The sequence below is a fragment of the Pseudomonas sp. NPDC086278 genome (assembly GCF_050280905.1).
Lineage (GTDB): Bacteria > Pseudomonadota > Gammaproteobacteria > Pseudomonadales > Pseudomonadaceae > Aquipseudomonas.
Genome location: NZ_JBNNWE010000010.1, coordinates 34,840 through 60,054, shown reverse-complemented (window position 1 = coordinate 60,054; position 25,215 = coordinate 34,840). Strand labels below are relative to the sequence as shown.

The window sequence follows — 25,215 nt, the reverse complement described above, 5'->3', positions numbered from 1 at the left end:
CGCAGGTCATTTGCGCTTCGTATCACGATGGTGCTGGCGGCGGTGTTGGCATTGAGTTGGTGCGCGGCCACCGGGTTGAGTGCGTGGCGCACCTACCATCAGCTGGAAAACGAGTCGCTGAATAACCTGAGCGAACGATTGCGGCTCCTGACCAGCGTCGACAATGACGATTTTCGGGACGCGCAAGCGGGTGCGCAGCGGATGATGATGCTCTGGAACAGTGGAGCGGCCAACGATTTCGGGGATCACCTCAGCCAGCGTCTGACGATGCACTGGGTGTCCAACAGCGCCAAAGGTGGTAATGAACATCTGCTGTCTCGTGCGGCGGCCGCGGCGGAGGCTTTTGGCGCCGCCGGGCAATCGATGATCGTTGATACGTTCTTCTATTTCCCCAATGCGGGAGCTTCCTTTTCTACCGCGCCAAACATGCCGGCGGATTACGCGATCGCCCGGGCGAGCCGGTTGCGGGAGTTGTTTGCAAGTCTCGGTACCGGCAGCGAAGAAGTGATCTGGGACGGCCCTCGCTATGAACCGAGCCTGGGTCAGCAGATGTCGAGCGTCGTCGTTGTCTCGCGCAATGCTCAAGGAAAGCCACTGTTCATGGCTGGATATGAGCTAAAGCTGGATGAGCGTCTGCGCCGCATGCAGTCGTTGCTTGATCAGCACGACAGCGTGATCCTGAACAGCAATGGCGATGTGATCGCTGATTTATCGCAGCGCAGGCTCGAACACGTTTCTGCCCAGGAGCGCATCTCGCTCATCAATTCGGTGCGCAGCGGAACCGAATTTCCACAGATCACCCGTTTCGGCGGCGCGGCCGCGGTTGTCGCGCGGATCGAGCAGCCGGGTTGGTATCTGGTGTCGACCTACCGGGAAAGCCGACTGCGGGCGGGGGCGTTGCAGACGATTGCAGGGGAAATCATCTTTGCGCTCATCGGTTTCGTGCTTTCGACGCTGGGTTTGCTGATTGCTCTGCGACGCCAACTGGCGCTGCCGCTGGCAGGCTTTGCAGAGGCGTTGGAGAAATCGGCGAGCAGCGACGATCTGTCTCAACGCCTGCCCGCCGATCGCGAAGATGAACTGGGTCGCTTTGCCAAGGCCTACAACAGCCTGCTCGATGCCATGCAGGCACAGCACGTGGGGCTGGAAAATGTCATCGAAACCCGCACTCATGAACTGAAAAAAGCCCGAGAAATCGCCGACCGCGCCAACGAACTCAAAGGCCAGTTCCTGGCGAACATGAGTCACGAAATTCGCACGCCGATGAATGCCGTGATCGGAATGAGTCATATGCTCGCCGATACGCCGTTGAGCAATCAGCAGAAGCACTTTGTAAAATCGATCAGCGAAAATTCCGACGCGCTGCTGACATTGATCAACGACATTCTGGACCTGTCGAAAATCGAATCCGGCAGCTTGGTCATTGAGTTCACGGTGTTTGACCTGATCGAACTGGTTGAAGAGGTCGTTGACCTGATGGCCGTGAGGGCTGCACAAAAGTCGCTGCGATTGATCTGCCAGATTGCCACCGATGTGCCGCAGCAGGTACTGGGGGATCCGTGGCGGATTCGCCAGATCCTGTTGAACCTGGTCAGTAACGCCGTCAAATTCACCACAAGCGGCTCGATTCGTCTGGTGGTATTCAACGCGACAGCCGGCCGAATCGGCTTCCACGTCATCGACACCGGCATCGGCATTGAAGACAAAGTTCAAAGCAGCATCTTCGATGCATTTATTCAGGCGGATGCCTCTATTACCCGGCACTACGGTGGGACCGGATTGGGGCTGTCGATCAGCAAACGTCTGGCGGAGTTGATGGATGGCACGCTGTCCCTGCAGAGCGAACCCGGGGCAGGCTCGACGTTCACGCTCGTGCTGATGTTGGAGCCTCGGCGCATCGTCGAGCCGGATACCAAGGCGTTGTGGGGTTTACGCACGTTGGTGGTCGATGAGCATCCGGATGAGAGGCAAGCGTTGATCGAGACGCTGGGGCAGTGGGGCATGCTGTGCCAGGGTGCTGATTCTGCAGCACAGGCCCTGGAGGCAATGCAGGACCAAGTGACGCGCAACACGGCTTTTGACCTGGTCCTGGTCAACCATCGGTTGCCTTTCATCGACGCGCTTGCCTTCGCGGATGAGTGCAGGAACGCGCCGCAGTTTTCTCAGTCTCGTGTGGTGCTGACGGCCACGCATGGCGATCTTTCGCTTTCTTCGCGAACGCTGATCGACCACGGCATCGCCGCGAGCATTACCAGGCCCGCTCGCCGCCAGGTCGTGTACAAAACCTTGTGCCAGGTCCGTGAGGGGCAAGCGATCCAGATCAACGAGGCACCGGAAAAACTTCGGGCCCTCGATCGTCATGATTGGTCGCTGGACGTTTTGGTGGTCGACGACATCGCCACCAATCGAGAGATTTCGCAGCTGTATCTGGAGCGTTTCGGACATCGCGTGACGTTGAGCTGCGATGGCCTGGAAGCGCTTGAGGCCATGGGTAAAAAGGTCTTCGATACGGTGCTCATGGATGGTCAGATGCCAAGGCTGGACGGAATCGGTGCCATTGAGCAAATCCGTTCGGGGACTTCGAATGTGCTGGACGAGGACATCTGGATCATTGCCCTCACAGCCAATGCCATGAGCGGGGATCAGGCTCGGTTTTTGGGGGCAGGGGCGAGTGATTACCTGTCCAAGCCGGTGTTGCCTGATCAACTGTTTGCGGCCATCGATCGAGTCATCGAGCATCAGTTGGATCGAGGCATCGATCTGCGTCCGATGACTGCGCTGAACGCCGATGAAGCTGTCCCGCCCGCGCCCGACGACGACCTTTCTTCGTTACGAACACCCAGACTGCGCCAGCTGTTCCTGGACGACTGCGATGCGCTGCTCTTCGAGTTACGGCAGGCAGTGTCCGTGACTGATTTTGAACGGGCGACACGCGCCGCTCACAGTCTCAAGGGCAGCAGCGGACAATTCGCCGAGGCGCTGCTCGAGACGCTGGCGACAAGGGCCGAACAGGCCGCTCAAGCTGAAAATGCCACAGCGCTGACAGAGACCGTCGAGCAGTTACATGACGCTGTTTCTCGACTGAAGTCAGCTTGACCCTACCCACGGATATGAACACTGGAGCCGCCAATGGCCGAGTATCGTTTACTGCTGGTCGATGACCATGCATTGATTCGAGAGGGCGTGAAAACCCTGCTCGATGGCGTCAGGGGCTTACAGGTCGTAGGCGAGGCCGAAAATGGACACGAAGCAGTCGCTGCGTGTCGTGAGGTAAGCCCGGACCTGATTTTGATGGATCTGAACATGCCATTACTCGATGGTGTATCCGCTGTCAGCCTGATCCGGGCTCGCTGGCCGCACATACGGATCCTCGCGCTGACGTCTAACGTCTCCGAGGCTAACGCGGCGCAAGCGCTGGATGCCGGTGCGCACGGTTATCTGCTCAAGCGCAGCCGCCGCGAAGTGCTGCTGACGGCCGTCGAGCGGGTGGGGGCAGGGCACTCGTTCATCGATCCCGGTATCGACGCCGCGCAAGTGGCGTCGTTGCGGGCGGCGGGCGAGTCCTCGGCGGGCGTCACGTTGACTGAGCGAGAGCGGCAGATTCTCAAACTGATTGCCGGCGGATCTCGTAACCGGGACATCTCCGAACTGCTCAACATCAGCCTGAAAACGGTTGAGACCCATCGCTTGAACCTGATGAAGAAACTGGACGCGCATAACGCAGCTGACCTGACTCAATGGGCGTTTCGTTTGGGCTTGCTTGGCAAGGATTGAGCAACAACCCGATCAGGTATTTCTTCAGAAAACGGGATCAGCCATGGAGGATTCGGGTGTTCACCCGAGGGGCAAACTACCGATCGCTGCATAAGATGAACTCACCGCACAACGAACCGGGCAGCAAGCCCAGACCGGCGGACACATTTATCAAGTAAGCGATCGGAGAAGCAACCATGCCAATGCCATGCTATGTGAGTATCGAAGGCCAGAACCAAGGCAAGATCGAAGGTTCGAGTACCGTCACCGGCCACGAAGGAATGATCCTCGTCCAAGCCGTTGAACACTTGGTCGATATTCCAAAGAATCCGCAAACCGGCTTGCCGGCAGGCAAACGTGTACACCAGGGCATGACCCTGACCAAGGAAATCGACAAGTCTTCGCCCAAGCTGTTCCAGGCACTGACCTCGGGCGAACAACTGAAGACCGTGACCCTTGAGTTCTACCGCATCTCGCCAAAAGGCACCGAAGAGAAGTACTACACCATTGTCCTGTCCAACGCCGTGCTGGTCTCGACCCGTACCTGGGTGCCCAACGTGCTGGATCCTGAATTCAAGCAAATGGGGCACATGGAAGACATCGGCCTGACTTACGAGAAGATCGTCTGGACCTGGGTGCCGGATGGTGTCGAAGCCGAAGACTCGTGGTTGGCACCAAAAGCCTGAGTGCAATAAGAGGTCCCCGCCCCAGGCGGGGACCTTTTTTTTGCTGTTTGCCTTGTTCCAAGGAGTAAGCGATGACGCGAGAAGGGGTGACCTATCAATTGCACCACGTCGGTATTCCGACCGATCAGGTGCGTGACGGCGAACGCTACGCCGAACGGGTGGGGATGTGGACCACCGACGATTTTTCGGGATCGATTCCCGTGCAGTGGCACCGGTTCAGCGACGACAGTCCGCTGCACATACTCATGCGCACCACGCCGCATGTCGCTTATCGGGTCAACGACCTGGCGTTGGCAGTGGTCGATCACAAGGTCATTCTTGGGCCTTACGAACCCATCGATGGTTACAAAGTCGCTGTCATCGACAATGCTGGCATGCCGGTGGAGTTCATTGAAACGCACCTGACCGATGCAGAAATCTGGGGCCGGGCCCAAAGCGGTACACAGTCTGCGCTGTATGCGAAGGACTGATTGAACGGTGTGGACTAGCTAAAGGCACAGTTGCGTTTTGGCGAGGACGAACGCTTACCCATTAAGTTCGGAATCAACAGCTGAAATTCAAATGACAGGTCCGCGATTCGTCACGGCATAAGTTGTCTCGGGTGGGCAGTAGGATGCGGTCGCCACTTTATTGAATATCACCGTTGTTGATGATGATTAATAAATCCGTTTACCACCTCACCGGTATAGGCTGCTATTCCCCGGCTACCTGTTTGTTGAGTCCCCTAAGATGCAGACTGCTTTTGAAAACCTCCCGTTTCGGGATATTCCCACGTGTCTTGGTCGGCTGCGAGTTCGCACTGCGGGTCAGGGGGAGTCGATAGTATTTTGGTCTAGCCTGCTGATGAACGGCGGGATGTGGATGGCGCAGGCGCGATACTTCAGTCAACGATATCAAGTGATTCTTATCGACCCGCCAGGTCATGGTGATAGCGCAACCTTGACCCGCGCATTCTCGTTTGAAGAATGCGCACGCTGCATTGTCGAGGTATTAGATGCTTTGGCTGTTAACAAGGCGCACTTGGTCGGCAACTCTTGGGGCGGGATGATCGGTGGTACTTTCACGGCCATGTATCCAAACAGGGTTGGCGCTGCCGTATTAATGAACTGTAGCGGCTCGGCCGCGGGTTGGCGGCATCGAATAGAGTTCCCGTTGTTAGCCCGAATTATTCGACTATTCGGTGGATTTCGCGGCGGTATGCGCTCCTTGGCCACGCGTGCATTTGTCGGCCCTACCACTGAACGAGAACGACCAGCGGTGATGACCCATATTCATCAGGCATTGTCCTCGTGCGACATAAACTCCATTGCTTGGGCGGTTGAAAGTGTCGTGCCCCGACGTCCTGATCAACTCGCGCGTCTTGCTACCATCCGTTCGCCGGTCATGGTGATTGCCGGTGCGGAAGATCGCACGTTTGCGGTGAAAGAAACCCATGCAATGGCTCAAGTCATCCCCGGTGCAAAGTGGGTGGTAATGGAGCGCACGGCGCACTTGGCCGCACTGGAGAATCCGGAAGAAGTAAATAATCTGATTGATCGATTTTTGACTGAGGCAAAATTCGAATAACAAAATCCAGAAAGTTCCTGTGCGAACAAAGTTCGTCCTGGCACCCTTCAAAGTGTCTCGACTGGTAACTGCTCAGCATGCCAGGCCACACAGAAGCTGAAGTTGCACTCTATGATGAAAAGAACAATGTACTGTTGTCAGGCGACCATCTTTACCCGTCATCGTTTTTCGTTGGAAACATGAAAGATTACGTTGCCTCGGTTTCAGCAACCCTGAACGTCATCATGCGCTTTGATAAAAACCTGTCTTCAGCCGCCTTTTCTCAGGCCTTTGGCTAACGTCAAAACGGCCCGAGCATCAAGGCCTATATTCCTAAAAATTATAAATAGATAATTATATATTCCTTTTAATATCGATCCATGAGGCGCACTTTGAGGGCCTGCACATCCGTGCGCACTCACTCGTTTTCAGAAAGGAAGCCTCAACATGACCATCAAAGCGATCAACGTCCGTAACCAGTTCAAGGGCGTCATCAAGGAAATTGTGCAAGGCGAAGTGGTCTCCGAAATAGACGTACAAACCGCCTCTGGAATTGTCACTTCGGTGATCACCACACGCTCGGTGCGCGATCTGGAATTGAAAATCGGCAGCGAGGTGATTGCCTTCGTCAAATCCACCGAAGTCTCGATCGCCAAGCTCTGAAAGCATCCTGTTTGAAATTCTGCGGCTTCGGCCGCTTTTTTTCGGCGCGAAATCCTGCAGTTTTCGTTCAGTCATTTTGAGGTTTTCATGGCGACTCTCTTCAAACGTTCAGCGTTGACCCTATTGGCCGTCTCTGTAGCCACCGTGAGCGCGTTGCTCAGCCCTGGTGTTCAGGCTGAAGGCAAAATCAGCATCGCCCAGCAATTCGGTATCGGTTACCTGATCCTGGACGTGGTGCGCGACCAGCAGCTCATCGAGAAACACGGCAAGGCGCAGGGCCTCGACATCAAGGTCGAGTGGAACAGTATTTCCGGCGCCACGGCCATGAACGAATCACTGCTGGCGGGTGCGCTGGACGTGGTGTCGGCGGGTGTGCCGCCAATGCTGACGATCTGGGACCGGACCAAGGGCAAGCAGAACGTCAAGGCCATCGCCTCGCTGGGTTCGATGCCTAATTATTTGCTGACCAATAACCCGAACGTGAAAAGCCTCAAGGATTTCACCGAGAAAGATCGCATCGCCGTACCGGCCGCCGGTGTCGGTTTCCAGTCGCGCACGCTGCAGATCGAAACCGCCAAACAGTTCGGCAATGACAACTACAAGAAATTCGACGACATCTCCATCAGCCTGGCTCACCCGGACGCCACGGCGGCGTTGATCGCTGGCGGCTCGGAGATCAACTCGCACTTTTCCAGCCCGCCGTTCCAGTACCAGGAACTGCTGAATCCCAACGTGCATAAAGTGTTGAGTTCCTACGACGTGCTGGGCGGTCAGGCCACATTCAACGTGCTGTACACCACCGAAAAATTCCACGACGAAAACCCGAAAACCTATAAAGCGTTCTACGACGCGTTGGCCGAGGCCGAGCAGATCATCAAGGCTGACAAACCGGCGGCCGCGCAGACTTACATCCGTGTGGAGCAATCGAAGTTGCCGCTGCCGCTGGTGGAGAAAATCGTCGCCGACCCCGAAATCGACTTCACGATTGTTCCGCAGCGCACCTTCATCTACGCCGAGAAATTGCACGCCTTGGGCGTGTTGAAAAACAAGGCGGACAGCTGGAAAGATTACTTCTTCGAAGAAGCCTACGGGGGTGCAGGCAGCTAAGCGCTGCCGTATTCATCCATCGTGCCGCGTGATCACTGGTACTTGATCACTATCCCCTTGAGCTTGCGTCCCTGAATGGTTTCGATATCACGACTCCACAGCGGCCCAGTGACATAAGCGGCCACCGGCTGAATATGGTCGTAAACCACCACCACGGCATCGCCGCCAAGCTTGGCGGCTTCTTCCCGAAGTTTCTCGGGACTGTCCATAAAGCCCGGCCTTCGCAGGTCGGGCTATTTTCATGCCTTGGAAAATTCACTGGTCCTTTTCGCAGTTGACCATCCACGCCACGCCAAAACGGTCCTGTAACATCCCAAAACGTGCAGCCCAGAAGGTCGCCTCCATTGGCATTTGCACGCTGCCGTCTTCCGCCAATGCGCTGAAGACTCGCTCGGCTTCGGCGATGCTGTCGACATTCAGCGAGATCGAGCAGCCGGCCATGTCATCGGTGGGCCGATCGGGTGTGGTGTCTGACCCCATGATCGCCTGATCTCCCACCGACAGGCGGGTGTGAATGATCAGGTTATGCAAGTCCGCCGGCACGTGTTCGCGCGCGGGGCTTTCGCCGAAGGTCATCATGGCGTCGAGCTGGCCTTGCAGGGCCTCGGCGTAGAACGTGAACGCGGCTCTGCAGTCGCCATTGAAGATGAGGTAGGGATTGATTTTCATGTTGGCGCTCCCGGCAATGAATGAGGCGAAGGGAGGCAGCATTCACTACCGGCTCCGCTGTGGTTGGACCCATTAGCAAAGCGTTAGATAGTGCGTTTCGCAGGTTTTGTTTAGACGTTTTTTCTATTGAAAGCACAGCGCTTATGGCGTCAAGCCGCAACGCGTGGCACCAACGGGCGCAGCAGGCGCTCGATGGCCCCACTCACCAGATTTTCCAGCAGCTCTTCACGGTCCCGTTCATCGAGGGACGGCTGCGCCAGCCAGCCGGGTGCGCTGTTGAGCAAACTGGCAATGGCGTGTCCGGTGGCCTGTTGCGCCTGGTCATTCAGACGGGGCTTTGATCCCAGCAGGATCTTCAGCAATTGCCGTTCATATTGCTCGCGCAATTGCCGGACGCGCTCTTGTTGCTCTTCATTCAGGCAGCCGCTGTCGCGCTCCGCCAGCCTGAAGTGCCAAGGCATTTCCTGATGCAGAGTGAGGTGCACGCGGATCAGGTTTTGCAGTTTGTCGCGCTTCGCCAGCGCTTTTTTATCAATCCGACCCAATGTCGACAGCAACTCTTCGTAGAACTCTTCGATCAGGTCGAGCAGCAAGTGCTGTTTGCTCGGGTAATGGTGATACAACGAGCCCGGGGACAGCCCCAGGCAAGCGGCCAGCTCACGCATGCCAACCTGACCGAAACCCTTGCTGGCGAACAACTCCAGCACCTTGTCCCGGTACTCGGCAAAGCGCTCACAACGCTCAGGCATAGGCATGGAAGCCGCGCCCCGATTTGCGTCCCAGGTAGCCGGCGGCGACCATTTCCTTGAGCAGTGGAGCGGGGCGGTACTTGCTGTCGTTGAAGCCGTCGTAAAACGCTTGGAGGATGGCCAGTACGGTGTCCAGGCCAATCAGGTCCGCCAATGCCAACGGACCGATGGGCTGGTTGCAGCCCAGGCGCATGCCGGCGTCGATGTCGTCGGCGCTGGCCAGGCCTTCCTGAAACACCAGAATTGCTTCGTTGATCATCGGCACCAGAATCCGGTTCACCACGAAGCCCGGGCGATTGCCGGCGGTGATCGCGGTTTTGCCGAGGGTGGTGGCCGTGTCCAGGGCCAGCGCGTGTGTCGCGTCGCTGGTCTGCAGGCCGCGAATCACTTCAATCAGGCCCATCACCGGCACCGGGTTGAAAAAGTGCAGGCCGATGAAGCGCTCAGGCTGGCTGACACTGGCGGCGAGTTGCGTGATGGACAACGACGAGGTGTTGGAGGCGATCACACACTCGGCGCTGACCTGCGCGGCAATCTGTTGCAGCACTCGCAGTTTCAGATCGAGGTTTTCGGTGGCGGCTTCGATCACCAGTTGCACGTCTTTCAAGCTGCTGTAATCAGTGCTGGTGCGGATCTTGTCGAGGGCGGCGTGCTTTTGCTCTGCGGTCAGGGTTTCCTTGCTGATCTGCCGGTCGAGGTTTTTGCCGACTGTCGCGAGGGCCTTTTGCAGGGCGCTCTCGCTGATGTCGAGCAAAGTCACGTTGAAGCCGGCCAGGGCGCAGACTTGGGCGATACCGTTGCCCATGGTGCCCGCGCCGATCACGCCGATGTTTTGCAGATTCATGCTTCGTCCTTCCGATCAAACCTCGCGATACCTTGGCCGCCACAGTGGCCGAAGGCGTACTATTGGCCGCGAGTCTAGAACCGGCAGCGCGGTTGTCCTATGCCGCAACTGTTCAACGGTGCTGGTGTTTTTTGCCATTCGGGTGATGGGGAGAGAAGCGTTCACATGCGGGAAAAGGACTCGGTGGCGGCCTACTTCGTGCAGGCGATGACTCATGGGCAGGGCGATAATCCGCAGCGCTCGTACAAGGCGCTCGAAGAGGCCGGGATTGACCCGGCGCTGATCGAACAGCCGACCGCGCGAGTCCCGGCCAGCGCGTTCGCGGCGTTGTGGCTGATTCAGATCCGCGAATTGAACGATGAGTTCTTCCTGCTCGACTCCCATGGCATGCCGCCGGGCAGCTTCGCCCTGATCTGCCGCGCGTTGATCCAGGAACCCGACCTGCACAAAGCGATGCGCCAATGCCTGGCCAACTTTGCGCTGTTCCTGCACGATTTTCGCGGCACGCTGAACGTGCGCGGCAAACGCGCGATCATCAGCCTGGAAACCCGTGCGCAAAACAACGATGCCAGCCGCTTCGGCGAAGAGACGTTCCTGGTGTTGATGATCAGCCTGCTGTGCTGGCTGGGCGGGCGGCGTATCCCCATCGACCGTGCGGATTTTCGCCACGAACGCGTTCCCCTCAGTGACGACCGCTTGCTCTGGGGCCCCAACCTGACCTTCGGCGCCGAGCGCACCGAGATCGAATTCGCCAGCCATTACCTGCGCCTGCCGGTGGTGCAGGACCTGGCTTCACTCAAAATCTTCCTGCGCACCGCGCCGCAATGGCTGGTGATCCGCTTCCGCAATCAACATGGCCTCGCCTCGCAAGTGCACCAGCGCCTGCGCAACAGCCATTACAGCCAATGGCCGACCTTGCAGGCCTTCGCCCTCGAACAGCACCTGAGCCCCAGCACCTTCCGCCGCAAACTGGAACGCGAAGGCTGTTCGTATCAGGAGATCAAGGACGAGGTGCGACGCGGCGTGGCGTTTGAACAATTGCGCGAGAGCCGCGCGAGTATCAGCGACATCGCCGAGCAACTGGGTTTTCAGGAGCCGAGCGCGTTTCATCGGGCGTTCAAGAAGTGGACGGGGGAGAGTCCGGGGCGGTATCGGGCGCGCTATCAAGTCGAGCACCCCGAGTGAATCGCCTGGTTTCACTGCTCGACCAGGCCCGTCGCGCCTTGCTGCTGGTCTGGGGCACTTCTCGCGCGCTGTTCCTCGGCCTGGTCCTCGCCACCCTGATCGCCGGCGTGCTCCCGGCGCTGGCCGCGTGGTTGGGCCAGCGCATCGTCGATGCGGTCGTCACCGCCATGCAATTGCACGCACAGCAGGGCAGTGCGCCGTTGTGGCCGGTGCTGCGTTACGTGTTGTTCGAGGCAGGTGTGCTGGCGTTGTTGTCCGGGACGCAGCGGGCGCTGTCGGTTCAGCAGTCGTTATTGCGCGTGCAGTTGGGGCAGAAGGTCAACACGATGATTCTGGAAAAGGCCCAGACGTTGTCGCTGGTGCAGTTCGAGAATTCCGAGTTCTACGACAAATTGGTCCGGGTGCGACGCGAAGCATCGACGCGGCCGCTGGCGTTGGTGATGAAGTCGCTGGGCCTGATTCAAAACCTGATCGTGCTGATCAGCTTCGGCGTGTTGCTCGTGCATTTTTCACCGTGGGCGCTGGTGCTGCTGGTAGTCGGGGCGTTGCCGGTGTTTTTCGCCGAAGCGCATTTTTCCGGCGACGCGTTCAGGCTGTTTACGCGGCGGGCGCCGGAGAGTCGGCAACAGAGTTACATCGAGACGCTGCTCTCCCATGAGGGCTATATCAAAGAGGTCAAATTGTTCGGCTTCGCGCCGCTGCTGTTGAAGCGCTATCGCGAAACGTTTGCGCGTCTGTACAGCGAGGATCGGCGGCTGACCTTGCGTCGCGATGGCTGGGGATTTGCCCTGGGCTTGCTGGGCACTGCAGCGTTTTACCTGGCGTATGCCTGGGTGGTGGTCGATACCGTTCACGGCAATATCACCCTCGGTCAGATGACCATGTATCTGGTGTTGTTCAAGCAGGGGCAAACGGCGGTCAGCAGCAGTTTGAGTGCCATCAGCGGGCTCTACGAGGATGGGCTTTACCTGTCGAGCCTCTACGAATACCTGGCTGAACCGGTGCTTGCCGACAGCGGCCATCTCACGGTGGGCGCGGTGCCCGGCGATGGCTTGCGGTTTGAAAATGTCGGCTTTCGTTATCCGGGGTCGAGCCGTGCGGCGCTTGAAGGCATCGACTTGCACCTTGTGCCGGGGCGCAGCGTGGCGCTGGTGGGCGAAAACGGTTCGGGCAAGACTACGCTGATCAAGCTGCTAACCCGTTTGTATCGCCCGGATCAGGGGCGCATTTTGCTCGACGGCAGCGATTTGCAGACCTGGGAAGAGGACGCGCTGCGCCGGCGCATCGGCGTGATTTTTCAGGATTACATCCGCTACCAGTTCTCTGTCGGCGAGAACATCGGCGTCGGCGATACGCTGGCGTTCAGCGATGAGCAGCGCTGGCAGACCGCGGCGGCCGAAGGCATGGCCGCGCCGTTTATCGAGCGCCTGGACCGAGGCTACGCGACGCAACTGGGGCGCTGGTTTGCCGGTGGCCAGGAATTATCCGGCGGGCAGTGGCAGAAGATCGCCTTGTCCCGCGCCTACATGCGCCGCGACGCCGATATCCTGATTCTCGATGAGCCGACCTCGGCGCTCGACCCGGCGGCGGAAGCGGCGGTGTTCGAGCATTTCAGCGAGCACACCGCAGGGCGCATGACGCTGCTGATCTCGCACCGGTTTTCCAGCGTGCGCAACGCCGATCACATCATCGTGCTGGATCAGGGGACGATTCTTGAACGCGGCGATCACGACAGTCTGGTGGTCGCGGGCGGGCGTTACGCGCAGTTGTTCAACCTGCAAGCCCGTGGTTACCGCTAGGGCCGGCGATCTGCGGTGGCTTGGCTTTCATCAGGTTTTCGATGGCCTGGCGGTACTGGTTTCCGCCCAGGCTCATGCTGTTGTTGTGCGTGCCACCCGGCACCAATAACAGGCGCTTGGGCTCACTGGCAGCGTTGAACAATTGCTGACTGAAGCGCGAAGGCATGAACGCATCGGCCTGGCCGTGGACCACCAGCAGCGGCATGTCGATGTCGACAATCTTGTCGATGGAATCGAATTTCTGCGACAGCAACCAGCGCACCGGCAGCCAGTTCACAGGCAGATTTTCGTCAGCCACGGCGGCGACGGCATCGCCGAGCGAGGTGAAGGTTGACTCGATCACCAGCCCGCGCACCGGCACGGCGACCTGCTCTTTTTTCGCCTGCGCCGCCAGATCCGCCGCGAGGTCGATAGCCACCGCACCGCCCAGGGAATGGCCGTAAATCAGCCGTTTGCTGGCGTCCGGCTGCATCTGCGTGAAGCGCTCCCAAGCGACTCGGGCGTCTTCGTACACGCTGGCTTCCGACGGCAAATCGCCTTGGCTCTGGCCAAAGCCACGGTAGTCGATGGCCAGCACCGAATAGCCCATGGCCCGCAGTTGCTCGATGCGGAATGCCTGGCCGGTCAGGTTCCAGCGCACGCCGTGCAAATAGAGGATCGACGGCGCATCGCGACGCGCGGCCGGCCACCACCAGGCGTGCAGGTTTTGCCCGGCCTTGAAGCTGGCGGGTTTGATGTCGAATTCCTGTACGTCACTCGGCAAACCGCGATACCAGCTCGCGGTGCCGGGCTCGATGCGGAACAGCAATTCGCGCTCTTTGTACTTGAGCACCCCGCACCCCACGGGCAGGCCGACGATCAGCGCGGCCATGCACGTCCATGCCAGCCAACGGCGGCTCATGCGGTTCATCAGGTTGGAAAACATGCGCGGGCCTGAGGATGAGAAACAAAGGTCGGGTTTTAACAGAAGCGTGGTGCGGACGGGGATAAATTCGACAGCCGTGTGACGTTCCCCCCCTGTGGAAAAGCGGGCTGCTCGCGAAGGCGCAGGGTCAGTCACATCGTTGCTGGATGTGCAGACGTCTTCGTGAGCAAGCCCGCTCCCACAAGGATCTGTGTCAAGGCGTCACCGTCAACACGATCTTGCCGATGTGATCGCCGGCTTCCATCCGTGCATGGGCCTGCGCCGCATCGGTGTAGGCGTAGACCTTGTCGATCATCGGCAGGCAACGCCCGGCGGCGAGGACTGGCCAGACGTATTCGCGCAGTTGTTCGGCAATCGAGGCTTTTTCTTCGCGGGTGCGCGGGCGAAGCAGCGAGCCGGTGATGATCGCGCGCTTGCCCATGATCCCCAGCAAGTCGACGTCGTTGGCCCGGGCGCCGCCGAGAAAACCGAGCATCACCAGGCGACCCTCCATGCCCAGCGCCGCGATGTTCTGATTCAGGTACGAGGCGCCCATGATGTCGAGGATGACGTTGACACCTTTGCCGGCGGTTTTTTCCTGGATGACCTGGACGAAATCCTGATCGCGGTAATTGATCGCCTCGGCGCCCAGCGCACGGATCGCCGCGCACTTGTCCTCACTGCCGGCCGTGGCGAACGCCTTGACCCCGAATTCACGGCAGAGCATCAACGCGGTGGTGCCGATGCCGCTGGTGCCGCCATGAATCAAGGCGCGCTGACCTTTGCTGGCGCCGCCCATGTCGAACAGGTTGGCCCACACCGTGAAAAAGGTTTCCGGCACGGCGGCGGCGTGGACCCAGTCCATGCCCTCGGGAATCGGCAGCGTCTGGCTGGCCGGTGCCACGCAATACTGCGCATAGCCGCCGCCATTGGTTAGCGCACAGACTTTGTCGCCGACGATAAATTCGCTGACACCGGTGCCGATGGCCACCACTTCACCGGCCACTTCCAGGCCTGGAATCGGGCTCATGCCGGGTTTCATCGGGTACTTGCCAGATCGTTGAATCACGTCGGGCCGGTTGACCCCGGCGGCGTGCACGCGAATCAGCACTTCACCCTCACCGGCGGTCGGCACCGGTTCCTCGCGCGGCTTCAGCACCTGCGGGCCACCGGGCGCGGTAATTTCAATCAGGGTCATGGTTTGCGGGAGTGTCATGTCGGTGTCCTGTAGAGAAAGTCATCTGTAATGGGATCGCACGCGGCAACGAATGATTCAGTCCAATGCACACCGGTCTAGTGTGGGAGCGGGCTTGCTCGCGAAGACGGCTTCACATCCAACCCGGTGGGTGACTGAGACAGCGCTTTCGCAAGCAAGTCGGCCCGCCAAACCGGGCGCTCCCACGGTGGACCTGTTCAGCAATCGCATCGCTGGCTCCAGCAACAAGGCAACCACAATGGCACCGGCCGCAATGATGAACAACATGGCGTGATGCCCGCCGCTTACATTGAACAGCGCCGAATAGGCAAACCCTGCAATTGCTTGAAACGTGGCAAACGACACCGTCGCGCGGCTCCAGGCCAATTGCTGCTGGTGATGGTTCGGGATCAGCTCATGCACCCGGGCCAGGGCCAGCGGCACGATGCCCGGCGGAAACGAACCGAGGATGACCGCCAGCAAGGCGAGCGCGGTAAACGAACTCGACACCGACAGCAGGCTCACGGCAATCGCTTGCAGCACCAGCACCCACCGAATGCTCAGCTTCGCCCCCAGTTGATCCGCGAGAAAACCATAACTCACCGGGCCGATGATCGCGCCGAGGCCGTACATCACCCAAATCAACGCGCCGACGTGCGGCCCGGCGCCGAGGCTGCGAGCGACGTAATCCACCAAAAACACCATCGCCGGCACCAGCCCGGCGGCCATGAACGCGTATTGAGCGAACAGCAGGTACACGCGTGGATCGGTCGGGGTCGTGGTTTTTTCAACGGTTTCGACGGCCTCGTGGTGCGCTTCGTTCGGCCAGGCAAACCAGCTCGCGGCGGTCAACAGCAGCGCCAGCAAACCCAGGCCAAACCAGGTCTGCTGCAAGCCCAGGCTCAGCAGCGGCGGCACAATCGTTCCCGAGCCGGCGATGCCAAGGCCGATACCCAGGAAGATCGCGCCGCTGGCCAAGCCTCGGCGAGACGCCGGTACATGCGGCAACACGGTCGACGCCACCAGCACCATGATCGCCCCACCGGCCACGCCCGACAGCAGGCGCCAGCCGAAGAACCAGCTCACCGACAACGGAAAACCACAGGCAAAGAACGACAGCGTCACGGCAAACATCATCAGCCGCAACGCGGTTTTGTTCGAGGTGCGCTGGGCCAGGGGCCGGCCGAGCAGTGCGCCGAGCAGATAACCGACGAGGTTGGCGGCGCCGAGGTACACCACGTCGCTGGCGGAAAACCAGTGCGCCTGAATCAACGATGGAATCAACGGCGTGTAGGCAAACCGGGCCAGGCCAATGCTGACCAGGCTGGCGGCGAGGCCGGCGAAAATCGGCAGCCAGATCGCGCCGGGGCGGGTGGTCGATGAACTGTGCATGGCAAATGTCCTGTGAGGTTTTACGCTGGCCTCCAGCCTACCGTTGTTTGTTGATGCAATAACGCAGCGATTTTGCGCTATGGTGATGCGAATTTGCATCGGCAGGGGTTGCTATGAATTGGGACGACGCACGGGTGTTTCTGGCGGTGTGCCGAGAATCGACACTGAGGGGCGCGGCGCGGGTGCTGGGCGTCGATCAGGCCACGGTCGGGCGCCGGATCACGGCGCTGGAAAAGTCGTTGAGCGCGACGTTGTTCTTGCGCACATCAGAAGGCTACGCGCTCACCGCACTCGGCGAGGCGGCGCTAAAGGCCGTGGAAAAAATGGAGCACTCCGCCCTGGAACTGCAGCGGCAGGTTCAAGGCCTGGATGACCGCTTGACCGGCATCGTGCGGGTCAGCACCACCGACTCGCTGGCCATTGATTTTCTGATCCCGGCGATTGCGCAGCTGCATCAACAGCACCCCGACGTGCGGGTGCAACTGGACGCGTCCACCCAAATGATGAGCCTGGCCAAACGCGAAGCCGACATCGCCGTGCGCAACACCCGGCCAGACAACCCGGACCTGATCGCCCGGCGCATTGCGCGTTGGCCTGTCGGCCTGTTTGCGGCTCAACGCTATGTCGATGCCCATGGCGTGCCGACGCCGGGGTCGGCGTTCGAAGGGCATGATCTGGTGGTGTATCAGCCGTACTTGCAAGGCAACAAGGACTTGACGCTGGTCTCGGAACCGCTGGGGCGCGGACGGATTGTCGCCAGTCTGAGTTCCAGCCTGCTGGTACGTCGATCGATAGCGGCGGGGTTGGGAGTGGGGGAAATTCCGCTGTACATGGGGGAGCGTGACGGGTTGGTCAGGCTGTGGCCGGAGCGCACGCGACCGACGCCGTATGACGTGTGGCTGGTGACCCACGCCGATTTACGGCACACCGCACGAGTGCGGGCGGTGATCGAGCAGATAGTGGCGGTGTTTTCAGGGACGGGCGATTGAGACACGCTTCAGGCACCTGCACCACAGCAAAAAAACCGCGGGCCGAGCATTCAAGGATTGAACAGCGCAATCCTGTGGGAGCGAGCTTGCTCGCGATAGCGGTCCGGTAAACAACACAGGTGTTGAATGGCCGACCGCATTCGCGAGCAAGCTCGTTCCCACAGGTTTTGCAGTGTTCGACGCCTCACTGGCTGGCATCAGGCCCAAAGGCCCCCGGTTCGTTCACGCTCATGGCATTTCTGGCAGTTCTTGCGGCCGCAGGTCGAACACCAGCACTTCGGCATCCACGCCGTTGCTCAAGGTCAAGACCTGTTCCTTGCGCACCCGCACGCCGTCGCCTTCCTGCAACTGCACGCCGTTGAGTTCGACGCTGCCGGCGGCAACGTGCACATAGGCGTAGCGGTCGGCGGCCAGTTCCAGGGTGGCGCTTTCCTTGCCGTCGATCAGCGCGGCGTACACCCGTGCATCCTGCCGCACTTTCAGCGAACCGCTGGCGCCGTCCGGCGAGATGATCAGTTGCAGGCGCCCGCGTTTTTTCTGGGTGCTGAAGTGCTCCTGCTGATAGCGCGGTTTGGCGCCGCTGACTTCAGGCACGATCCAGATTTGCAGAAAGTGCACCGGCTTGGTCGCCGAGTGGTTGTACTCGCTGTGGGCCACGCCGCTGCCGGCGCTCATCAGTTGCACGTCGCCAGGGCGGATCACCGAACCGGTGCCCAGCGTATCTTTGTGTTCCAGTGCACCTTCCAGCACGTAGGAGAAAATCTCCATGTCGCGATGCGGGTGCTGGCCGAAACCCTTGCCGGCCGCCACGCGGTCGTCGTTGATCACCAGCAGGTCGGAAAAACCCTGTTCTTTCGGGTTGCGGTAATTGGCAAAGGAGAAGGTATGGAACGACTTCAACCAACCGTGATTGGCGGCGCCGCGATCCGAGGCTTTGCGAAGGGTCAGCATGATGGAATCTCCTGTGGGGACGTTGATTCGTCCGAGTGAGGAGAAGGTTAATGTGTATCGCCTGAGGCAATAAGTAGATGGAAATTGAAACACTGTCCCGCTCAGGTTGACAGTAGTGTGCGGGCGATCACGTATTCTTCTCCGACGCCGGCGCCACACTTGGCCATAATGCAAACACCTTCGACGCCATGCACCAGACCCCTTGTGGGAGCGGGCTTGCTCGCGAAGGCGGTGTCACATTTAGTATTTTCGGCGACTGACACGTCGCCTTCGCGAGCAAGCCCGCTCCCACAAGGGGTTGGTGTCTGCCAGTTCTCTTTTGACCTCAGTGAATCTCGACCCATGAAAACCGTGGCAATGGTGTTGTTCCCGGACTTTCTCCTGCTCGACATGGCAGGCCCCATGGAAGTGTTTTCCATCGCCAACCGTTATCTGCCGGCGGAACAGCATTACGTGTTGTCGACCATCGGCACGGAACACGGTGCGTTGCGTGCCTCCAACGGCGTGTACGTGCAGACCGATCTGCACCTGGACGAGGCAGTGGAACGCCATGATTTGCTGCTGGTGCCGGGCGGCCCCGGTGCCTACAACGAAAGGCATCCGCCCTTGTTGTCCTGGCTCAAGGCAGCCGTGGGGCGCGCCGAGCGTTACGGTTCGATCTGCACCGGCGCGTTCGTGCTCGGGCATGCCGGTTTGCTCGACGGCTACCGCGTGACCACGCACTGGCATTACACCGAGCGGCTGATCAAGGGATTCCCCAAGGCCACGGTCGCCACCGATCAGATTTACGTGCAGGACCGCAACCTCATCACCTCCGGTGGCGTCACTGCCGGCATCGACCTTGCGCTGGCGGTCGTCGCCCAGGACCACGGCAAGAAAGTCGCCCAGGACGTGGCCAAAGTGCTGCTGGTGGTCATGAAACGTCAGGGCGGCCAAGCGCAATTCAGCCCGTTGATGGCCGCTGTCGGGCCCCATGAAACACCGATCACCCGCGTGCAGAACCATGTGCTGGAGCACCTGGAGGAAAGCTTCACCATTGACGGCATGGCCAGCCTGGCGAACATGAGTGCGCGGCATTTCGCCCGGATGTTCGTCCGTGAAGTGAACATGACACCGATGGAGTTTCTCCAGAGCGCGCGCATCGACCGGGCCAGAAACCTGTTGGAAAGCAGCGACTTGCCGCTCAAGACCGTGGCCTTCAGAAGTGGCTTTGGCAGCGTGCGGCACATGCGTTTCCTGTTCGGCGAAAAGCTCGGTTTGACCCCGGTTCAGTACCGCAAGCAGTTCAGTTAGGGCGATGTGGCCGTTGCGCGCACCGCGTTGGCCGTGACGCTCCCTCCGACGCCGTTGTTCCGTCACGGAGGCCTGCCAAGATGTCTGTGAACTCTTTGCAATGGAGGTGCGGGAGCCTGGAAGCTCGAGTGCGATGGAAGGGATGCACTGTGAGACGGGCCAGGTTTTCAGCACGTGAACGTGCATGAACAGCCTCAGAGATTTAAACAGCGATGCGGTGCTGCGGTTCGGCCCCTACGCGTTCCACCTGCGGCAACGGCTGATCCTTGAGGGTGATCGGCCGCTGCGCATGGGCGGGCGCGCCCTCGACATCCTTCAAGTGCTGGTCGAACGCGCCGGCCACGTGGTCAGCAAGGACGAGTTGATTGCCCACGTCTGGCCGACCTCGGTGGTCGAGGACATCAACCTGCGCGTGCACATCGCGGCATTGCGGCGGGCCCTCGGCGACGGGCAGAACGGCCAGCGCTACATCGTCAATATTCCGCAGCGCGGCTACAGCTTCATCGCCCCGGTGGCACACGTGCCGGTCGGCACCCTGGTGTCGATCGAGGCCGCACAAAAACCCCAGCACAATTTGCCGGCGCGGCTGACGCCGGTGACCGGGCGTGACTCGATTGTCGGCAGCCTGGTCCGGCAATTGCCCGTGCGCCGGTTGATGACCCTGGCCGGCCCCGGTGGCATCGGCAAGACCACCGTGGCGTTACGCGTCGCGGAGTTGCTGTTGCAGCACTATGAGGACGGCGTGTGGCTGGTGGATTTTGCGGCCATCGACGACCCGGCGCACGTGGTCGCTCACCTGACCCAAACCCTGGAACTGGAGATCGGCACTCCGCTGGACGTATTGGCCAAGCGACACACCTTGCTGGTGTTCGACAACTGCGAACACCTGCTGGAGCGTTGTCGCACGCTGGTCGAGGACTTGCTGATGTCGGCGCCTCGGCTGTCGATCCTCGTGACCAGTCGGGAGCCGCTGCAAGCGGCGGGGGAGACGGTGCAGCGTCTGCCGAGCCTTGCAGTACCGCCGACGTCGGCGTTGCATTGCGTGGCCCAAGCGATGGGCTATTCGGCGGTGCAACTGTTTGTCAGCCGCGCGCGTGCCCGTCAGCAAGGGTTTGCCCTGCGCGAACAGGACCTCAAGGCCGTGCGCGAAATCTGTCGGCGCCTCGACGGCCTGCCGCTGGCGATTGAATTGGCGGCTGCGCAGATCGACGCTTTGGCCCTGGTCGGCTTGCAAGCGCAGCTCGACAACTGCTTCCAGTTACTGACCCAGGGCCGTCGCACCGCCGTGCCCCGGCACCAAACCCTCAAAGCCGCGCTGGACTGGAGCTATGAGCAACTGAGCCTGATGGAGCAAACCGTGTTGCAACGGTTGGCGGTGTTCAAGATGGCGTTCACCCTCGACGCGGCCATCGGCGTGATCAGTTGCGAAGTGCTCAAGCCCGGCCAGCTGACGGCGCTGGTGCAGCGTCTGGTGGCCAAATCCCTGCTGTCGATGGACCACGTCAACGGCATCGACCGGTACCGCTTTCTCAACACCACACGCACCTATGCGCTGGAGAAGCTCGAACGCAGTGGCCACCTGCGGGCGTTCGAGCGCCATTACGCGCATTACATCAGCCGCGCGCGCTGGGTTTCAGGCGTTCAACTGCCCATGGAGCTCGTCGAGTAAGCGCCGGACTCTGTCGAGGTCGGGGGTGGCAAACCCTTCGGTGAACCGCTGGTAGACCGGCGCCAATAGCGCGTGGGCCTGCTGCGGCCGGCCCTGGCGCTGCCAGAGTTGCGCCAGCGACGTCGCACTGCGCAATTCCCAGGCGAGGGCGCCCTGATGCCGCGCCACGTTCAACGCCCGAATCAGCACCTGTTCGGCGGCGTCCACCGTATGGGAGCGAGCTTGCTCGCGAAGATCTTCAGCTGAGCAACGCAGGTCCGGAACATCGTCCTCCGCCAACAGGCTATCCGCCCGTGCGCGCAATATCTCCGCCGTGCTCCAGCCGGCCGCGCCCGTATCGGCTCGGTGCAGCAACTCGTCGTCAACAAAACGGCCGTCCAGCGTGACCATGATTTCCTTGATCAGGCCCGCGCCCGGCTGATCGGGCACTTGTGCTTCCGCGCGGTCGATCACCTGCGCATAGTGTTGCGCCCAGGTGTAGAACAGCAGCACGGAATGTTTCTGGGCCTGTTCCAGCAGCAGGCGCACCAGATCGCGCGCCGTGTGCGCGTCGCCGTTGTAATGGGCGATCAGGCAACCCGCCAGCGCCAGGGTGTAGCAAATCGACGTGCCGTGGTTGATCTGCAGCGCGATGTCCAGCGCTTGCCGGGCCGTACGCCAGGCTTGTTCCGGCTGGCCCTGCACCCAGAGGATGCGCGCCAGAATCGTCAGCGAGGCGACGCTCTGGTCGTACTGCACGCCAAAACCGTGGGTAAAGCGATTGAGGTGACCGCTGTGCGCCATGCGCTGGATCACCGCATCCGCATCGATTCGAGCCAGTCGCTGTTCCCCGGCGAAGTGCAGGGCCAATACGCGCAAGCGGTGTGTGCTCAACGCCAGCACGTCATCGCCAGGCTCGCCCAATCGGTCGAATTGCCGGCTCTGCTCCAGCGCCATTTGATAGTTGCCGCAACTGAGATTGACCGCCATGTGCCCGGACACGGCGCGCAATTCACCGGCCACGTCGTTGGTGCTCTTGGCCAGGGTTCTGGCGCTGACGAAGGCGTCGATGGTTTCGGCGGTGCCACCCTGAGTGTGATAACAGGAACTGCCGAGGGCCAGTTTGAGGGCCATTTCCAGCTGTGGGCAGGGCGTGGCTGACGCGTCGAGCAAGGTCAACGCCTTGCGTACATGGACGCCATGTTCCTTGAGCAATGACAGTTCCTGCCAGAGCGGCGTGGACGCCGCCGCCAGACGGATCGCCAGCAGTTGTGGGCCGCTGCCGTTCAAGCCCCAGTCCAGGGCCGCGCGAATGTCCTCCAGGCCCCGGGCGTAACGCTCGATCCACAGCCCCGTGGCGATCAGCTCCCAGTCGTGCTGCGCCTGATGCATCAAGGCCAGGCAGCGTTGCGCGTGACGTTCACGGGTGTCCGGCAAGTCGCTGGTCTGGTCGAGTTTTTCCAGGGCATAGCCGCGAGTGGTGTCGAGCAAGCGGTAGAACACTTCTTCGTCGCCGACCTCGACGTTCAGCAGGGACTTGGCCACCAGTTGCGTGATCGAACCGAACACCTTGTCGGGTTCGATGTGTTCGCCGACGATCACCGCGGCCGCTGACTCCAGCGTGAAGCCACCGCGGAACACACTCAGTCGGCGCAGGCAGGTTTGCTCGCACGGGTTGAGCAGTTCGAAACTCCAGTCCAGCGTGGCGCGCAGCGTTTGGTGCCGCCCCAGCGTTGACTGACCGCCCTGGGTCAGCAGGCGGAAGCTGCCTTGCAACTGCGTCAGCAAACCGCTCAAGCCAAAGTGGCCAACCTGCGCGGCCGCCAACTCGATGGCCAGCGGGATGCCGTCGAGGCGATGGCAAATCTCAGTCAACAGCGGCAGTTCGGCATCGCTCAGCTCAAAGCTGTCGTGACTGGCCATCGCCCGTTCGATGAACAATTGCAGCGCGGAAAAGGTCAGTGCCTGCGCACGGTCGAGCACGGCGATGGGCGGCGGGCAGTCCAGCGATTCGAGGCGTTGGACGAATTCACCTTCGGCCCTCAGGCTCTCGCGGCTGGTGGCCAGAATGTGCACCTCTGGCGCGGCGCGCAGGATGCTTTCACTGAGCAGGGCGATGGCGTCGATCAGGTGTTCGCAGTTATCGATCACCAGCAGCATCTGCCGGTCCCGCAGGAACGCCGCGAGGCTGTTCGTCGGTTCGCCGTCGTGCAAGGACAAATCCAGCAGCGTCGCCAAGTGCGTGGTGATCATCAGCGGATCGTGCAGCGGCGCCAGGTCCAGCAGGCGAATGCCGTCCCGGTAGCGCCCGATCAATTGTTCGGCGACGCGCAGCGCGACGGTGGTCTTGCCGATGCCGCCGGGGCCGACGAGGGTGATGAAGCGCTGGCGTGGCAGTTGCGCGACCAGGTTGTCGACCAGCGTCTTGCGCCCGATCATGCGCGTGTGCCGCACCGGCAGGTTATGGCCGCTGGGGTCGCAGCCTTTGGTCTGGGGAGCTTGCTCGATCCGTTCCAGTGAATACGGCGCGACAAAACTGTAGCCGCGCTGGGCCACGGTCACGATGTAGCGCTGCCCGGCCTGGCCGTCACCGAGGGCTTTGCGCAACGCCGCCATGTGCACGCGCAGGTTGATGTCTTCGACCACGCTTTTGGGCCAGACGCCGGCGATCAGTTGCTGTTTGCTGACCACGTTCCCCGCGTGTTCCAGCAGGATCAACAGAATGTCCATGGCCCGCCGACCCAGGCGCAGGGGCTGGTCGGCCTCCATCACCAGACGTTGTCCGGGATAGATCCGGTAGGGGCCGAAATGCAGGGCCTGTTCGGGGGAAAGGGTCAACGTGTCGCTCCTGCTTGCATCCGTCTAGTACGCGGGTTGCGTGCATATTCCTCAGGTTTTTCCGTAAGCGCAACGAGGCTTCGGCTGACTGTCCGGTGTTCGCTTTGACCGCCTGGACCCGGTGCCCAGGGCAGGCGCCGCGTTTGTTGGGTGCAACCGTAGTAAAGCAGCGGTTACGGCTTTTGGTGCGCGATTGAAAATTAACAACGTTTAACTCGTCGCCAGACCGGTCTACGCCCAAAACTCTCATCCTTCAACGGTCAGTCGTCGTCAACCCTGTGGGAGCGAGCGCGCTCGCGAAAGCGGCGGCACATTCAACATCGTTGGTGACTGACATAACGCGTTCGCGAGCAAGCCCGCTCCCACAGGGTTTTGGGTCGTGTTGCACAGGGATTGCCTAGTCATGAGGACGCCGCAATGAGCAACGTGGTGGTGGTCTATCACAGTGGCTACGGGCACACCCGCGTCTTGGCCGAAGCCGTGGCCCAAGGCGTGGAACGGCACTTGGGCAGCAACTGCCAGTTGATTCCGGTAGAGGAAGTGGACGAGCACTGGGACCAACTGCACCGCGCCGACGCAATCATCTTCGGCGCGCCGACCTACATGGGCAGCGCGTCCGCACCGTTCAAGGCATTCATGGAAGCCACGGCGGCGTTTTACCTGGCGCAGCCCTGGCGCGACAAGCTCGCCGCCGGGTTCACCAACTCCGGTTGCCTATGCGGCGACAAACTCAACACTTTGCTGCAAATGGCGGTGTTTGCCGCGCAGCATTCGATGATCTGGGTCGGCCTCGACCTGCTGCCGGCGCGCTCCGGCATCGGCGTGTTCGACGGGCAACTGAATCGCCTCGGCAGCTCGCTCGGCGCCATGGCTCAGTCCAACGTCGAGCAATCCCCTGAATTTGCCCCTCCGCTCGAAGACCGCTGCACCGCCGCGCACCTTGGCGAACGGGTAGCGCGACTGGCCGAGCGCATGGGCCACTCACCGATTTGAACCCCAGGGCTG

General features: G+C 60.5%; 23 protein-coding genes. 14 read left to right on the top strand and 9 right to left on the bottom strand.

Annotated elements, in window-relative coordinates; all coding sequences use genetic code 11:
• Positions 1-42: 42 nt before the first annotated feature.
• The 8 genes from ACQKP4_RS05205 (at position 43) to ACQKP4_RS05170 (ending at position 7,754) form a co-directional block, all read left to right on the top strand.
• Positions 43-3,096, top strand: coding sequence for a response regulator (locus ACQKP4_RS05205; protein WP_427631058.1), 3,054 nt, complete (start codon positions 43-45; stop codon positions 3,094-3,096).
• Positions 3,097-3,129: 33 nt separating this feature from the next.
• Positions 3,130-3,774 carry a two component system response regulator gene (locus ACQKP4_RS05200; protein ID WP_427631056.1) on the top strand — a complete coding sequence of 215 codons (645 nt, stop codon included), beginning with the start codon at positions 3,130-3,132 and terminating at the stop codon, positions 3,772-3,774.
• Positions 3,775-3,950: 176 nt separating this feature from the next.
• A complete protein-coding gene (locus tag ACQKP4_RS05195; RefSeq protein ID WP_427631054.1) occupies positions 3,951-4,439 on the top strand; it encodes an Hcp family type VI secretion system effector in 489 nt (162 codons plus the stop codon).
• A 71-nt stretch (positions 4,440-4,510) separates the two neighbouring features.
• Complete coding sequence (locus ACQKP4_RS05190; RefSeq protein WP_427631053.1) at positions 4,511-4,909, top strand: hypothetical protein; 399 nt, start codon at positions 4,511-4,513, stop codon at positions 4,907-4,909.
• Between the two features lie 259 nt (positions 4,910-5,168).
• Entirely contained in the window at positions 5,169-6,005 is an 837-nt protein-coding gene (locus ACQKP4_RS05185; protein WP_427631052.1) for an alpha/beta fold hydrolase, read from the top strand.
• 77 nt (positions 6,006-6,082) lie between these two features.
• Positions 6,083-6,283 carry a hypothetical protein gene (locus ACQKP4_RS05180; RefSeq protein WP_427631050.1) on the top strand — a complete coding sequence of 67 codons (201 nt, stop codon included), beginning with the start codon at positions 6,083-6,085 and terminating at the stop codon, positions 6,281-6,283.
• A gap of 148 nt (positions 6,284-6,431) precedes the next feature.
• Complete coding sequence (locus ACQKP4_RS05175; protein WP_427631048.1) at positions 6,432-6,647, top strand: TOBE domain-containing protein; 216 nt, start codon at positions 6,432-6,434, stop codon at positions 6,645-6,647.
• Positions 6,648-6,734: 87 nt separating this feature from the next.
• Positions 6,735-7,754, top strand: coding sequence for an ABC transporter substrate-binding protein (locus tag ACQKP4_RS05170; protein ID WP_427631046.1), 1,020 nt, complete (start codon positions 6,735-6,737; stop codon positions 7,752-7,754).
• A gap of 32 nt (positions 7,755-7,786) precedes the next feature.
• On the opposite strand, the gene ACQKP4_RS05165 is transcribed toward ACQKP4_RS05170, so the two are convergent.
• The 4 genes from ACQKP4_RS05165 to ACQKP4_RS05150 all read right to left on the bottom strand — a co-directional run bounded on the left by ACQKP4_RS05165 (position 7,787) and on the right by ACQKP4_RS05150 (position 10,016).
• Positions 7,787-7,963, bottom strand: a complete 177-nt coding sequence (locus ACQKP4_RS05165) for a hypothetical protein (protein WP_427631107.1) — start codon at positions 7,961-7,963, stop codon at positions 7,787-7,789.
• Positions 7,964-8,009: 46 nt separating this feature from the next.
• Positions 8,010-8,423, bottom strand: a complete 414-nt coding sequence (locus ACQKP4_RS05160) for a VOC family protein (protein ID WP_427631045.1) — start codon at positions 8,421-8,423, stop codon at positions 8,010-8,012.
• Positions 8,424-8,572: 149 nt separating this feature from the next.
• Positions 8,573-9,178 (bottom strand): TetR/AcrR family transcriptional regulator, encoded by a 606-nt coding sequence (locus tag ACQKP4_RS05155; protein WP_427631043.1) that lies wholly within the window; start codon positions 9,176-9,178, stop codon positions 8,573-8,575.
• Positions 9,165-10,016 carry a 3-hydroxybutyryl-CoA dehydrogenase gene (locus tag ACQKP4_RS05150; protein ID WP_427631041.1) on the bottom strand — a complete coding sequence of 284 codons (852 nt, stop codon included), beginning with the start codon at positions 10,014-10,016 and terminating at the stop codon, positions 9,165-9,167. Before ACQKP4_RS05150 ends, ACQKP4_RS05155 begins: the two co-directional genes overlap by 14 nt.
• A gap of 165 nt (positions 10,017-10,181) precedes the next feature.
• Between ACQKP4_RS05150 and ACQKP4_RS05145 the strand changes: the two genes are divergently transcribed.
• Together ACQKP4_RS05145 and ACQKP4_RS05140 are read left to right on the top strand one after the other, a co-directional pair.
• Positions 10,182-11,201, top strand: a complete 1,020-nt coding sequence (locus ACQKP4_RS05145; RefSeq protein ID WP_427631039.1) for an AraC family transcriptional regulator — start codon at positions 10,182-10,184, stop codon at positions 11,199-11,201.
• Entirely contained in the window at positions 11,198-13,000 is a 1,803-nt protein-coding gene (locus ACQKP4_RS05140; protein WP_427631037.1) for an ABC transporter ATP-binding protein, read from the top strand. The genes ACQKP4_RS05145 and ACQKP4_RS05140 overlap by 4 nt, the downstream gene beginning before the upstream one ends.
• On the opposite strand, the gene ACQKP4_RS05135 is transcribed toward ACQKP4_RS05140, so the two are convergent.
• The 3 genes from ACQKP4_RS05135 to ACQKP4_RS05125 all read right to left on the bottom strand — a co-directional run bounded on the left by ACQKP4_RS05135 (position 12,972) and on the right by ACQKP4_RS05125 (position 16,491).
• Positions 12,972-13,925, bottom strand: a complete 954-nt coding sequence (locus ACQKP4_RS05135) for an alpha/beta hydrolase (RefSeq protein ID WP_427631035.1) — start codon at positions 13,923-13,925, stop codon at positions 12,972-12,974. The genes ACQKP4_RS05140 and ACQKP4_RS05135 overlap by 29 nt on opposite strands.
• A gap of 193 nt (positions 13,926-14,118) precedes the next feature.
• Positions 14,119-15,120: an NAD(P)H-quinone oxidoreductase gene (locus ACQKP4_RS05130; protein WP_427631033.1), complete on the bottom strand. Its 1,002-nt coding sequence runs from the start codon at positions 15,118-15,120 to the stop codon at positions 14,119-14,121.
• Between the two features lie 57 nt (positions 15,121-15,177).
• Complete coding sequence (locus ACQKP4_RS05125) at positions 15,178-16,491, bottom strand: YbfB/YjiJ family MFS transporter (RefSeq protein WP_427631031.1); 1,314 nt, start codon at positions 16,489-16,491, stop codon at positions 15,178-15,180.
• Positions 16,492-16,604: 113 nt separating this feature from the next.
• Here ACQKP4_RS05125 and ACQKP4_RS05120 point away from each other — a divergent pair, with 113 nt between their 5' ends.
• Positions 16,605-17,480, top strand: a complete 876-nt coding sequence (locus tag ACQKP4_RS05120) for a LysR family transcriptional regulator (RefSeq protein WP_427631029.1) — start codon at positions 16,605-16,607, stop codon at positions 17,478-17,480.
• Between the two features lie 228 nt (positions 17,481-17,708).
• Here ACQKP4_RS05120 and ACQKP4_RS05115 read toward each other — a convergent pair whose 3' ends face one another.
• Entirely contained in the window at positions 17,709-18,431 is a 723-nt protein-coding gene (locus ACQKP4_RS05115) for a pirin family protein (protein WP_427631027.1), read from the bottom strand.
• 342 nt (positions 18,432-18,773) lie between these two features.
• On the opposite strand from ACQKP4_RS05115, the gene ACQKP4_RS05110 reads away from it, so the two are divergent.
• Complete coding sequence (locus tag ACQKP4_RS05110; protein WP_427631025.1) at positions 18,774-19,724, top strand: GlxA family transcriptional regulator; 951 nt, start codon at positions 18,774-18,776, stop codon at positions 19,722-19,724.
• 184 nt (positions 19,725-19,908) lie between these two features.
• Positions 19,909-21,393: an ATP-binding protein gene (locus ACQKP4_RS05105; RefSeq protein ID WP_427631023.1), complete on the top strand. Its 1,485-nt coding sequence runs from the start codon at positions 19,909-19,911 to the stop codon at positions 21,391-21,393.
• Here ACQKP4_RS05105 and ACQKP4_RS05100 read toward each other — a convergent pair.
• Positions 21,358-24,210 carry an ATP-binding protein gene (locus ACQKP4_RS05100; RefSeq protein WP_427631022.1) on the bottom strand — a complete coding sequence of 951 codons (2,853 nt, stop codon included), beginning with the start codon at positions 24,208-24,210 and terminating at the stop codon, positions 21,358-21,360. The genes ACQKP4_RS05105 and ACQKP4_RS05100 overlap by 36 nt on opposite strands.
• A gap of 417 nt (positions 24,211-24,627) precedes the next feature.
• Between ACQKP4_RS05100 and ACQKP4_RS05095 the strand changes: the two genes are divergently transcribed.
• Positions 24,628-25,203 carry a flavodoxin family protein gene (locus ACQKP4_RS05095; protein WP_427631020.1) on the top strand — a complete coding sequence of 192 codons (576 nt, stop codon included), beginning with the start codon at positions 24,628-24,630 and terminating at the stop codon, positions 25,201-25,203.
• Positions 25,204-25,215 lie beyond the last annotated feature (12 nt).

What these genes read in the sequence shown, in the direction of transcription:
- ACQKP4_RS05200 (WP_427631056.1), top strand. Translation starts at nt 3,130, where the DNA reads ATGGCCGAGTATCGTTTACTGCTGGTCGATGACCATGCATTGATTCGA.
- ACQKP4_RS05195 (WP_427631054.1), top strand. Translation starts at nt 3,951, where the DNA reads ATGCCAATGCCATGCTATGTGAGTATCGAAGGCCAGAACCAAGGCAAG.
- ACQKP4_RS05190 (WP_427631053.1), top strand. Translation starts at nt 4,511, where the DNA reads ATGACGCGAGAAGGGGTGACCTATCAATTGCACCACGTCGGTATTCCG.
- ACQKP4_RS05185 (WP_427631052.1), top strand. Translation starts at nt 5,169, where the DNA reads ATGCAGACTGCTTTTGAAAACCTCCCGTTTCGGGATATTCCCACGTGT.
- ACQKP4_RS05180 (WP_427631050.1), top strand. Translation starts at nt 6,083, where the DNA reads ATGCCAGGCCACACAGAAGCTGAAGTTGCACTCTATGATGAAAAGAAC.
- ACQKP4_RS05175 (WP_427631048.1), top strand. Translation starts at nt 6,432, where the DNA reads ATGACCATCAAAGCGATCAACGTCCGTAACCAGTTCAAGGGCGTCATC.
- ACQKP4_RS05170 (WP_427631046.1), top strand. Translation starts at nt 6,735, where the DNA reads ATGGCGACTCTCTTCAAACGTTCAGCGTTGACCCTATTGGCCGTCTCT.
- ACQKP4_RS05165 (WP_427631107.1), bottom strand. Translation starts at nt 7,963, where the DNA reads ATGGACAGTCCCGAGAAACTTCGGGAAGAAGCCGCCAAGCTTGGCGGC.
- ACQKP4_RS05160 (WP_427631045.1), bottom strand. Translation starts at nt 8,423, where the DNA reads ATGAAAATCAATCCCTACCTCATCTTCAATGGCGACTGCAGAGCCGCG.
- ACQKP4_RS05155 (WP_427631043.1), bottom strand. Translation starts at nt 9,178, where the DNA reads ATGCCTATGCCTGAGCGTTGTGAGCGCTTTGCCGAGTACCGGGACAAG.
- ACQKP4_RS05150 (WP_427631041.1), bottom strand. Translation starts at nt 10,016, where the DNA reads ATGAATCTGCAAAACATCGGCGTGATCGGCGCGGGCACCATGGGCAAC.
- ACQKP4_RS05145 (WP_427631039.1), top strand. Translation starts at nt 10,182, where the DNA reads ATGCGGGAAAAGGACTCGGTGGCGGCCTACTTCGTGCAGGCGATGACT.
- ACQKP4_RS05135 (WP_427631035.1), bottom strand. Translation starts at nt 13,925, where the DNA reads ATGTTTTCCAACCTGATGAACCGCATGAGCCGCCGTTGGCTGGCATGG.
- ACQKP4_RS05130 (WP_427631033.1), bottom strand. Translation starts at nt 15,120, where the DNA reads ATGACACTCCCGCAAACCATGACCCTGATTGAAATTACCGCGCCCGGT.
- ACQKP4_RS05125 (WP_427631031.1), bottom strand. Translation starts at nt 16,491, where the DNA reads ATGCACAGTTCATCGACCACCCGCCCCGGCGCGATCTGGCTGCCGATT.
- ACQKP4_RS05120 (WP_427631029.1), top strand. Translation starts at nt 16,605, where the DNA reads ATGAATTGGGACGACGCACGGGTGTTTCTGGCGGTGTGCCGAGAATCG.
- ACQKP4_RS05115 (WP_427631027.1), bottom strand. Translation starts at nt 18,431, where the DNA reads ATGCTGACCCTTCGCAAAGCCTCGGATCGCGGCGCCGCCAATCACGGT.
- ACQKP4_RS05110 (WP_427631025.1), top strand. Translation starts at nt 18,774, where the DNA reads ATGAAAACCGTGGCAATGGTGTTGTTCCCGGACTTTCTCCTGCTCGAC.
- ACQKP4_RS05105 (WP_427631023.1), top strand. Translation starts at nt 19,909, where the DNA reads ATGAACAGCCTCAGAGATTTAAACAGCGATGCGGTGCTGCGGTTCGGC.
- ACQKP4_RS05095 (WP_427631020.1), top strand. Translation starts at nt 24,628, where the DNA reads ATGAGCAACGTGGTGGTGGTCTATCACAGTGGCTACGGGCACACCCGC.